This window comes from Streptococcus suis (genome assembly GCF_046032515.1).
In the GTDB taxonomy this organism is placed as follows: domain Bacteria; phylum Bacillota; class Bacilli; order Lactobacillales; family Streptococcaceae; genus Streptococcus; species Streptococcus suis_AL.
The window spans coordinates 7350-18122 of record NZ_JARQPJ010000035.1 but is presented as its reverse complement, the minus strand read 5'-3'; the positions used below and the strand labels follow the sequence as shown (position 1 = coordinate 18122).

Genomic DNA, 10773 nt, shown 5'->3' with positions numbered 1-10773 from the left:
TTGATTGTTTTTTTATTCTAGTGTACAGGTAAATCCACGAATTCTCAACTGGGGGTCTTTACATATTGTCTATATTTTTCCATTTCATCGCTTCTCTGTCTTCTCTTAGTGCCATTTTTACTCCTTGTGACTGTATTTTAAATGGCTGTTCGTTATTGTAAGCAAGATGTCACATACCTAGACATCTGCTGGTTTAATGTCATGATGGGGTGAAAAATTTATCATGTAGTCTTTGGGAGTCACAGGGCATAGAATACCCCCTGAGCTTGGGCTCAGGGGGAGTTTTCTAACTATAATGTTTGAATAGCGAATGAGTTGCCTGATGGATGGTGCGTGCTGTTTCAGCGTTGTTCATAGTGTAGAGATGGATACCAGCCACATCATTGGTCACTAAGTCAACAATTTGATCTACAGCATAGGCTAGGCCAGCTGCACGTAGGGATTCAGGATTATGCTCGTATTTTTCCAAGATGGCCTTGAATTTACGAGGGAGACGGATGTTTTCACAGGTTTTCAAGAGTCGAAGTGCCTGATTCCTGTTGATGATAGGCATAATGCCTGCAATAATCGGCACTTCGATGTCTGCTAAGTGACATTTCTCTTGAAAGTCATAGAAGGCTTCGTTATCGAAGAAGAGTTGAGTTACCAAGGTTGAGCAACCGGCATCAACTTTCTTTTTCAAATTTTTGATGTCTGAGACAGAATTTGGTGATTCTGGATGTACTTCTGGATAACAGGCTCCAATAATGTCAAAATGTGGGGCTTCTTCCTTGATAAAGGAAATCAAGTCAGTTGCATACTGGAAGTCCTCTTTAGGGGGAAGACCTTCAATAATATCGCCACGAAGTGCTAAAATCTGATGTACACCAATTTCATCGAGAGAATGGAGAACGGATCGGACCTTTTCTTTTGTCAAGTAAGCAGCTGGCAAATGTGCGATAGTTGGAATATGCAATTCATTGCGAACATGGTTAGCCAACTTGACAGTAGTCTCTTCTACGTTCAAATTGTTATTGCTGCATGTAACACTGATAAAATGAGGGGCCAAACCTTGCATCTCATCGAGAGTTTGGATAATCTTTTCATTGCCTACTGCTGGTTTTGGAGGAAAAATTTCAAATGAGAGACTTGGGGTTTGACCGATCATAAATTAGAGTTCCTTTCTGGCTGCCTTAGCTGCTTGGGTCAAGTGGATAAGGCTAGCTTTTGTTTCTGATTCGCCACGAGTCTTGAGTCCGCAGTCTGGGTTAATCCAAACTTTTTCTTTCGGTACTTTTGCAAGGATGGCTTGGATCGTGTGTGCAATTTCATCAACGGCAGGGACACGTGGAGAGTGGATGTCATAGACACCAGGACCTACCTGAGTTTGGAAATTTTTAGCCTTGAGTTCATCTAGAATAACAAGATTTGAACGGCTGGCTTCAAAGGAGATAACATCCGCATCCATATTGTCGATGGCAGGAATGATGTCAGTAAATTCGCTATAGCACATGTGAGTGTGAATTTGTGTATCTGGTGCAACAGTTGAGTGTACCAAACGGAAGGCAGGAATTGCCCAGTCAAGATACTCGCTGTACCAGTCGCTACGACGGAGTGGTAGTTTTTCACGAAGGGCTGCTTCGTCGATTTGGATAATCTTGATTCCAGCTGCTTCAAGGTCGAGAACTTCTTCCTTGATAGCAAGGGCAATTTGAAGAGTTGATTCTTTGATAGAAATATCTTCACGTGGGAATGACCAGTTGAGGATGGTTACAGGACCTGTCAACATACCCTTAACTGGTTTGTTGGTACGGCTTTGAGCATAGCTAGACCATTTGACAGTAATTGGGTTCAAGCGTGTTACATCACCCCAGATGATTGGTGGTTTGACCCCACGCATACCGTATGATTGTACCCAACCGTTTTTACTGAAGAGGTAGCCAGACAGGTTTTCGCCGAAGTACTCTACCATGTCGTTTCGTTCAAACTCACCGTGAACTAAGACATCGAAGTCAACTTCTTCCTGCCATGCAATCCACTCATCCGTCCGAGCTTCAACAAAGGAATTGTACTCTGCTTCGGTAATTTCGCCACGGCGGAAGGCCAAGCGTGTGCTACGAACTTCCTTGGTTTGAGGGAAAGATCCGATCGTAGTGGTTGGAAGTAGTGGTAAGTTCAATTTCTCACGTTGGATAGCTTCACGTTCCGCAAAGACTGGGAGACGAGTGTAGTCTGCATCAGTCAAACCTGCCAAGCGGTCTGCAAGGGCTGCATCACGACCAACACGCTCAAGAGCAAAGAGTTCCTTGTTAGCTGTGAGAGCAGCTTCGCCTTGACCATTACGAATAGCATCCAAATCGCGCAACTCGCTCAATTTTTCAACCGCAAAGGCGAAGTGGTTGAGGATAGCCGGCTCAAATACTTCATTAGCAGTTGTAAATGGTACATGAAGAAGGGAACAAGAAGTTGTTAGAACGACATGTTCAGCTGGGATAGCTTCCAAGACAGCCAGGCTCTTTTCATAGTTGTTGCGCCAGATATTTTTACCGTTGACGATACCAGCGTAGAGGGTCTTGTCAGCTGGGAAACCTGTCGCAACAAGTGCAGCTGTTTCCTTACCTTCTACAAAGTCAAGACCGATGGCATCAACAGGTAGGTTTGTCAATTCAGTGTAAATATCACGCACATCGCCAAAGTAGGTTTGGATAAGGACTTGCAAGCCTTTCTTATCAGCCAAGAGAGTTTGGTAGATGTTTAGGAAAAGGGCTTTTTCTTCAGCAGTCAAATCCTTGACCAAGCTAGGCTCGTCTAACTGGATTTTTTCAGCGCCAAGTTTTGCCAATTTTGCAAAGACTTGTCCGTAGGCAGCAACCAAGCTGTTAGCCACATCTTCAGCTTTCACACCTTCTTCAAAATCAGTTAATTGTAAGAGAGTGAATGGACCAATAAGGACTGGACGAGTAGTAATTCCCAGATCCTTTGCTTCTTGGAATTCGTCGAAAATCTTGTGACCAGCTAGTTTGATTTCTGTGTCTTTTTCAATAGCTGGAACGATATAGTGGTAGTTGGTGTTGAACCATTTTTTCATTGGTCTAGCACGAACATCACCCTTGTCTCCTTGATAGCCACGTGCCAAAGCGAAGTATTTTTCAAGGTCTGTCAAGTCTAAGTCCTGAACAGCTTTTGGTACGATGTTGAATAGTACTGCTGCATCCAAAACATTGTCATAGTGGGAGAAGTCGTTGCTTGGGATTTCAGTAATACCTGCTTCTTTAACAATATCCCAGTGCTTAGCACGCAAGTCTTTAGCTGCCGCTAAAAGCTCTTCTTGTGGAATTTCATTTCTAAAGTATTTTTCAGTGATAAATTTTAGTTCACGGTGTTCTCCGATACGTGGGAAGCCGATAATAGTAGTAGTCATGGTTTTTCCTCCAAAAATATTTCTATGCTCTTATCCTAACAGAAATCCAAATACTTGTATAATTGTAAAAAATTAGAGTATGTTATAGTTTTTAACTATATCAGATTTTCGGAATTTCTTTTTTAAAAATCACTTCCATATATAGCCTTCAAAAATTCTTTTTATATCCTAGCTAATCAGCTTCATTTGACTGGCTATAGTTTTTCTTAATGGCTTCATAAATTTTATATATTGGGCAAAGTTGCAAATCCTTGATAGACTAGTACTACTTTTTGAAATTGGAGGAAGTTCTATGAAAAAGAAGTGGCTAACAGGCTTACTTTCTACGGTAGCAGTATTAACCTTGGCAGCTTGCGCAAGTGGTGGCTCATCAAGCACAGCATCAAGCTCTAATGCATCAGCAGACACGGAAACATTTACCTATGCAATCAATGGTGATCCAAGTTCAACCAATCCTATCAATACAAGCGATCGTTGGGGATTGACCTTGACAAACTTTATCTATTCACCGCTCATTCGAGTAGAGGCTGATGGTACCTATGTCAATGAATTGGCAGATTCTTATGAAATTGCCGAAGACGGTCTGAGCATTACTGTAAAACTGCGTCAGGATGTTAAATGGTCTGATGGAGAAAAATTTACTGCTGACGATGTTATCTTTACCTACGAGCAAAAAATCAAAGAAGAAAATGGTGGATCTGATGGTCTATACATCAACGGTCAGCCAGTAAAAGTTGAGAAAGTAGATGATTACACTGTGAAGTTTGTTCTTCCGGCTGTATCAGCACCAGCCTTGGACAATATTGTGACGGAAACCTATATCATTCCTCAGCACGTGTTCAAGGATGAAGCAGATTTTTCTGCTAGTCAGTTGACAGCAACACCTGTTGGAACAGGACCTTACAAATTTGTAGAATACAAGCATGGTGAATATATCAAGCTGGCTGCCAATGAATATTACTACAAAGGGAAGGCAGAAATTGACAACCTTGTTCTTCGTATCATTGAAAGTGCAGACACCACAAAAGTAGCACTCCAAACTGGTGAGGTAGATGCTGCCTTTGTGCTCCCTTCTGATATTCAAGATTTGAGCACGGATACCATTACCACCTATGCTTATAGTGAGAACCGTGTTGGTTACCTTGGTCTCAATACCTCAACGGAAGAATTGAAGGATGTAAAAGTTCGTCAAGCCTTGCTTTATGCCTTGAACAAAGAAGAGTTCAACCAAGCAGCTTACTTGGATAAGAAATACTATGAAACTCCATATTCATTCTTACCTGTTGCCAATCCATATGTGACGGAAGATGTTGAGAAATATGAGCAGAATGTCGAAAAAGCTAAACAACTCTTATCTGAAGCAGGTGTTAGCAATTTGACTTTAAATCTTGGTTATACAGGTTCTGATGCGGCTCAAACCTTACAAGCTACCTTAATTCAACAACAATTGTCAGCTATAGGTGTGACAGTTGAATTGGCAGGTGGGGACTCTACAGCACTCTTTACAGAGTTGAAAAAAGAAGGTTCAACTGCTTATGACCTCTTCTTGGGTGGCTATATCATGGGAAATGACCCTGATCAATATGCCCGCCTATTCAAAACTGGCGGTGCTTCAAACTACTTCAAATTGTCTTCAAACGAAGTGGATAGCCTCTTTGAACAAGGAGCTGTTGAATTGGACCAAACGAAACGCGAACAAATCTATGATGATTTGCAAGCGACACTGGCTGACCAAGCTGCCATTTATCCAATCGTAGATAACAAGAAAGTGTTGGCGGTGAACAACCGTGTGAAAAATGTAGAAGAAGCGGGTTTGATTCCAATTTATACTTTTGAAGATCCGTCGAAGTTAACAATTGAATAGTCTTTGTATGCTGGTATGACCAGCAAAGAGGAGAAGGAGTGGTAAAAAGTGGAAACTCCTCCCCTCTTTTTCGTGTTTTTGGAGGATATATGTTTCGTTATATTATAAAAAGAATCTTGCAGGCCATTCCCCTCTTGCTGCTGATTTCTTTTATTGTCTTTTCTTTGATTCAATTGGCACCGTTTGATGTCATAGATTCGATGACAACGCCAAATATGAGTCAAGAACAAATTGATTTATTAAAGGTAAAATATGGTTTGGATCAACCGTTCCTTGTTCAATACGCTGTCTGGCTGAAGGGATTACTGACTGGAGATTTAGGTTTTTCACTAATGACTCAACACTCGATTGGAGTTGATTTAGTTGAAAAAATTCCAAATACCATTTCATTGGTCCTGCCCGCATATGTGACGGCCCTAATCCTAGCGATTATTCTGGGTTTGCTTGCGGCGTCCCAAAGGGGTAAATGGGTGGACAAGTTCATTGATGCCTTTGCTTCTGTAGGAATTGCAGTCCCGACCTTCTGGTTTGCCATGATTTTAATTTACTTTTTTGGATATAAATGGCAGGTCTTCCCATTTATTGGGATGTATACCTTGGGAAAAGAAGGAAACTTTCTTGATTTTCTGGCACATTTTACCTTACCCTATGTGACCTTGACAATGGCATTCTTACCAGAGTTGATTCGGTTTATCCGAGCCTCAGCGATTGTAGAAGTTGAAAAAGATTATGTGACCGTTCAAGAGGCTTTCAAAGCCAGCCGATTTGAGATATTTGGGAAACATGTGGCTCGCAATGTTTTAATTCCTATTGTGACTCAAATAGGGATGGCCTTGCCGATGCTGGTAACAGGTGCTATTATTACAGAAACCATTTTTGCATGGCCGGGAGTTGGTCCTTATTTGACAGCAGCTACTAAGAGTTTGGACTATCCAGTGATTATGGCTGTCATGCTCTTGTCAGCTACCTTAGTTATTCTAGGGAATCTCTTATCAGATATTCTCTATGCTGTGGTGGATCCGCGTATTTGGAAAGGAGGAGAAGGTCAATGATTTTGAAGCAATTTAAGGAGACTGTAAAGAGTTCGCCACTCTATTTATTCTCGATTTTGTTTATTCTTTTTCTACTATTTTTATCTTTGATCGCACCACTGATACCGATAGACCCAAATGTAACCAATGTAAGTCAGATGAACCAGGGTCCTAGTGCAGAGCATTGGTTTGGTACAGATCAGGTGGGCCGTGATTACTTCATTCGAGTGATTTATGGTGGTCGCATTTCACTCCTGGTTGGTTTATTGGCAATGACTGCTTCTGTTACGATTGGAAGTCTTGTTGGTATTACAGCAGGCTATCTTGGAGGAAAATGGGATAATGCTATTATGCGGTTTGTCGATGTCCTATCATCCATACCTTGGTTGGTTTTAGTTATCGTCCTCAGCGTCTTTCTGAAACCAGGATTGACTACGATTATCATTGTAATAGGTGGATTTTCTTGGATGAGTATTGCTCGGATGTTGCGTGCTGAAACATTGAAAGCAAAAGTGGCGGATTATGTTGGGTATGCTGCCTTTATTGGTTTAAAGAAACCAGTGATTGTCTGGAGGCATATCTTTCCAGCAATCCTTCCGACTTTGATTGTGACCGCTTCAACTAGTATTTCATCAGCTATTATGACGGAATCAGCCCTCAGCTTCTTAGGAATGGGGATTCAACAACCCCTAGCATCCTGGGGAAGTCTCTTGCAAAATGCCCAGTCTACCTTGCAGAGTGCTCCTCATATGGCAATATTGCCTGGACTTTTTATCCTATTGACCATTTATTCATTTAACAATATCGGTGATCTGATACGGGATTGCCTTGAAAGAGAGGTTTACTAATGTCAAAACAGCTAGTCGAAATAAGTAACCTCACCATTGTCAATCAAAAAAGGAAAGCACAAACCATTCTCGTCAAAGGGATTGATCTCTCCATTCCGCAAGGAAAAATTGTTGGAATTGTTGGAGAATCTGGTTCAGGTAAGAGCTTGTCGATGAAGTCTCTGATGGGCATTTTACCAAAAGGTTTGGAAGCAAGCTATGATCGTTTTGAGATGAATGGTCAGCAAGTCGTAAATCCAAAGCTACTTTCCTTATCGATGATTTTTCAAGATCCAATGACCTCCCTTAATCCCTTGCGGACAGTAGGTTATCATTTGCAGGAAGTTCTAAGACGTTTTCAACCAAAGTTGACTAAGGAAGAACGGGACAGAACTATCCATGAAATGTTGGAAAAGGTGGGAATTCCTAATCCAGAATTACGTCTCAAGCAGTTTCCTTTTGAATTTTCAGGAGGAATGCGTCAAAGGATCATGATTGCCATGGCTTTGTTGACCAAGCCAGATATGCTCATTGCAGACGAGCCGACAACAGCTTTAGATGTAACCATTCAGGCTCAAATCTTGGCCTTGCTCAAAGAACTACAGGAACAGTTAGGTTTGACAGTTGTGATTGTGAGTCATGATTTCAGTGTTATTGCTGGAATCTGCGACTTGGTTTATGTCATGAGGAATGGATTGGTTGTGGAACACGGAACGGTTGATTCTATCTTTTCACAACCCTTACACGCATATACCCAGTCACTATTAAGAGCAGCTCGTTTGGAAGCCAGTCTTGGAGCGGTTTTAGCCGACTCCGAAGATAGTCAGTTGATTCAAGTTAGTCCAGGACATTGGGTTAGAAAGGAGGAGAAGAATGGATAAGGAAGTTCTAGTACAGGTTTCGGATGTGAGCAAAACTTACTCTAAGAAGAATTGGTTTGGGCAAGAGCAACGTGTCGATGCTTTGACCGGTGTAAATGTGTCTATTTATAAAGGTGAGACACTTGGTCTGGTTGGTGAATCAGGCAGTGGCAAATCGACACTTTCTAAAATTGTCTTAGGTTTGGAAAAGGCTAGTCAAGGCCGAGTTGATTTTCCAGGTTTGACATCAGAAGAGATAAATAATCAAGCCCTGCAGGTTATTTATCAAGACCCCTATTCTTCTCTCAATCCCTACCTGTCGGCCTTAGAACTGGTCAAAGAACCTCTCTACTCACTTCCTAAGAAGGAGGCGGAAGAGAAGGCTCTAGCTATGCTGGAAAGGGTGGGAATTCTGGGGGATGCTGTACACAAACGCCCTAAATCTTTTAGTGGTGGGCAACGCCAGCGAATTGGCATCGCTCGTGCAGTCGTTTCTCATCCCCAATTTATCGTCTGTGATGAACCGACCTCGGCCCTTGATGTGTCGATTCAGGCGACCATACTGGATTTGTTGAACCAGTTGCAAGAGGATTTAGGACTGACCTATCTCTTCATTTCTCATGATTTAAACTTGGTGCACCAATTCGCAGATCGTATTGCGGTCATGTACAAGGGAAGCTTGGTTGAAATTGGTCCAGCTCAGGATATTTTTCAAAATCCACAACATCCCTATACCTGCTACCTCTTGCAATCCAATCTGAGCCTTGATCCGCTGGAGGCACGTGCTCAGTTGCAAGAGCTATCTCAAACTGGGCTTATAAAGGATTTTGTAACAGATGGTGTGTGGACTCAGGTGGATAAGGAGCATTTTGTACTAAAGGTAACTGATAAATAATTTTTATCAGCCCATAAAAGTTCTATATTAGACAGGGCTAGGTAGCCATGCTACAATTGAAAAAACGAAAGAAAGGGGCTTTTTATGGGAAAAGTTATCATTGGAATTTCAGGCAACGAGCAAGAATTTCCAACAAAATCTGGTCGCGTATATGTAACGGTAGCGCGTGAATTGGCAGACAGCGTTCGTCAGGCAGGTGGTGTGCCAATGGTTATTCCTATGGGAACTCCTGACTTAGCCAAGGATTATATCGATATGATTGACAAGTTGATCTTGTCAGGTGGTCAGCATGTGGATCCAAGTCTCTACGGTCAAAAACGCTTGATTGATAGTGATGACTACCTCTTGGAACGGGATGAATTTGAACTGGCTTTGATTGAGGAAGCCCTTCGTCAGGGAAAACCAATTTTTGCAGTCTGCCGAGGGATGCAGTTGCTGAATGTTGCTCTAGGCGGAAGCTTGGAACAAGAGGTGGCTGATCATTGGCAAGAGGGTATCGAGGGAACTTCTCATCGTTTACAGGTTAAACCAAAGAGTCGTGTCAGTAGGTTGTTCTCTCAAGGTAGCTCCATTAATTCTTTCCATCATCAGCGAATTAAAGATTTGGCACCAGGTTTGGTGGCAACTGGACTAGATCCACGAGATGGAACCATTGAGGCCTACGAAGGCAAAGGGAAACAAGCTTTGTTTGGTATCCAATGGCATCCAGAATTTTTATACAATGATTGTAAGCAACATCGAGACTTGTTTCAGTATTTGGTGGATGTGTTTTAGTCACATCATGGACACTCAGAAATTGGGTGTTTTTTTTGTTAGAAATTAAAAACGGATACTTTATTATTTAGATGAAATAATATACAATATATATTAATAGCAAATAATGGAGGGGTATATGATTAAGAAATGTCAAGAATCCAAAGGTTTTGGAAGTATTAGAAAAGGAATCCATGGGGCAGTAGGAGTGCTGGCTCTAGGTTTGCTGTTTTCTACTACGGATGTTGTCTTTGCTGATGAAGTGAGTGAGAATACTCCCACAACAGCAAGTTCTGAACAAGTCATAAATACTTCAGAAACTCTTATATTAACTGCAGAAAATGATGTCGAAATACCAACCGAAATTGTAGGAAACGAGGGGACTTCAGAGGTTGAAACCACGACAGGTACAAATTCTCCGACAGTAGGAGCTGTTCCTTCAACTGATGTAGAAGTAAGAAATGTAAGCGGAGAGTCAATTTCGACCAAACCAGAATCAAATACGAATTTAGAGGCCAATATTTCATCGACCAGCTCTCCAGCAACAGATAGAGCAGCAGAGGTATTGGAAGACCGTACAGCACCAAAACTGGTTTCTTATACATTAGATAAAACAGAGTACCAGGCGGGAGAGATCGTAACTCTAACAATTGATTCAGAGGATGAGAGTAATCTCACTTACGTATCATCAAAATTAATATCTTCAGATGGAACCCAGAGTCTCTACTTTTCTTCTAGCAATTTCGAAAAGTTAGCAAATGGCTTATATCGTTCGGTATTAACAGGCTCCATTCCAGAAAATCGTCCAAGTGATGTTTATTATATAGAATATATAAATCTTGGAGATGAGATTGGCAATAATGTTATTTACTACGATTCTTCGAAAAATACATGGGCAGAACATACATTTGCACCACTTTCAATGACGGTTACTGGTACAGTGACCGACCGTACAGCACCAAAACTGGTTTCTTATACATTAGATAAAACAGAGTATCAGGCTGGAGAGACCGTAACTCTAACAATTGATTCAGAGGATGAGAGTAATCTCACTTACGTATCATCGAAATTAATATCTTCAGATGGAACCCAGAGTCTCTACTTTTCTTCTAGCAATTTCGAAAAGTTAGCAAATGGCTTATA

Annotated in this window: 9 protein-coding genes; 7 read left to right on the top strand and 2 right to left on the bottom strand. The window is 41.5% G+C overall.

Features of this window, described 5'->3' with window-relative positions; genetic code table 11:
• Window positions 1-286 precede the first annotated feature (286 nt).
• A complete protein-coding gene (gene metF, locus P7J49_RS11230; RefSeq protein WP_408570709.1) occupies window positions 287-1147 on the bottom strand; it encodes a methylenetetrahydrofolate reductase [NAD(P)H] in 861 nt (286 codons plus the stop codon).
• Window positions 1148-1150: 3 nt separating this feature from the next.
• Entirely contained in the window at window positions 1151-3400 is a 2250-nt protein-coding gene (gene metE, locus P7J49_RS11225; protein ID WP_408570708.1) for a 5-methyltetrahydropteroyltriglutamate--homocysteine S-methyltransferase, read from the bottom strand.
• 292 nt (window positions 3401-3692) lie between these two features.
• On the opposite strand from metE, the gene P7J49_RS11220 reads away from it, so the two are divergent.
• The 7 genes from P7J49_RS11220 to P7J49_RS11190 all read left to right on the top strand — a co-directional run.
• Window positions 3693-5264, top strand: coding sequence for an ABC transporter substrate-binding protein (locus tag P7J49_RS11220; protein ID WP_408570707.1), 1572 nt, complete (start codon window positions 3693-3695; stop codon window positions 5262-5264).
• A gap of 89 nt (window positions 5265-5353) precedes the next feature.
• A complete protein-coding gene (locus tag P7J49_RS11215; RefSeq protein ID WP_408570706.1) occupies window positions 5354-6316 on the top strand; it encodes an ABC transporter permease in 963 nt (320 codons plus the stop codon).
• The gene (locus P7J49_RS11210; RefSeq protein ID WP_044688249.1) at window positions 6313-7143 is read left to right on the top strand and encodes an ABC transporter permease; all 831 of its coding nucleotides are present in this window, start codon (window positions 6313-6315) and stop codon (window positions 7141-7143) included. Before P7J49_RS11215 ends, P7J49_RS11210 begins: the two co-directional genes overlap by 4 nt.
• Window positions 7143-8003 carry an ABC transporter ATP-binding protein gene (locus tag P7J49_RS11205; protein WP_277697707.1) on the top strand — a complete coding sequence of 287 codons (861 nt, stop codon included), beginning with the start codon at window positions 7143-7145 and terminating at the stop codon, window positions 8001-8003. The genes P7J49_RS11210 and P7J49_RS11205 overlap by 1 nt, the downstream gene beginning before the upstream one ends.
• Window positions 7996-8877 (top strand): ATP-binding cassette domain-containing protein, encoded by an 882-nt coding sequence (locus P7J49_RS11200; RefSeq protein ID WP_408570705.1) that lies wholly within the window; start codon window positions 7996-7998, stop codon window positions 8875-8877. The genes P7J49_RS11205 and P7J49_RS11200 overlap by 8 nt, the downstream gene beginning before the upstream one ends.
• An 84-nt stretch (window positions 8878-8961) precedes the next feature.
• Window positions 8962-9651: a gamma-glutamyl-gamma-aminobutyrate hydrolase family protein gene (locus tag P7J49_RS11195; protein ID WP_408570704.1), complete on the top strand. Its 690-nt coding sequence runs from the start codon at window positions 8962-8964 to the stop codon at window positions 9649-9651.
• A 118-nt stretch (window positions 9652-9769) separates the two neighbouring features.
• Window positions 9770-10773 (top strand): hypothetical protein (locus tag P7J49_RS11190; protein ID WP_408570703.1); only part of this gene is annotated, 1004 nt, incomplete at its 3' end.

Coding starts and splice junctions, on each gene's coding strand:
- metF (WP_408570709.1), bottom strand. CDS start 1,147: ATGATCGGTCAAACCCCAAGTCTCTCATTTGAAATTTTTCCTCCAAAA.
- metE (WP_408570708.1), bottom strand. CDS start 3,400: ATGACTACTACTATTATCGGCTTCCCACGTATCGGAGAACACCGTGAA.
- P7J49_RS11220 (WP_408570707.1), top strand. CDS start 3,693: ATGAAAAAGAAGTGGCTAACAGGCTTACTTTCTACGGTAGCAGTATTA.
- P7J49_RS11215 (WP_408570706.1), top strand. CDS start 5,354: ATGTTTCGTTATATTATAAAAAGAATCTTGCAGGCCATTCCCCTCTTG.
- P7J49_RS11210 (WP_044688249.1), top strand. CDS start 6,313: ATGATTTTGAAGCAATTTAAGGAGACTGTAAAGAGTTCGCCACTCTAT.
- P7J49_RS11205 (WP_277697707.1), top strand. CDS start 7,143: ATGTCAAAACAGCTAGTCGAAATAAGTAACCTCACCATTGTCAATCAA.
- P7J49_RS11200 (WP_408570705.1), top strand. CDS start 7,996: ATGGATAAGGAAGTTCTAGTACAGGTTTCGGATGTGAGCAAAACTTAC.
- P7J49_RS11195 (WP_408570704.1), top strand. CDS start 8,962: ATGGGAAAAGTTATCATTGGAATTTCAGGCAACGAGCAAGAATTTCCA.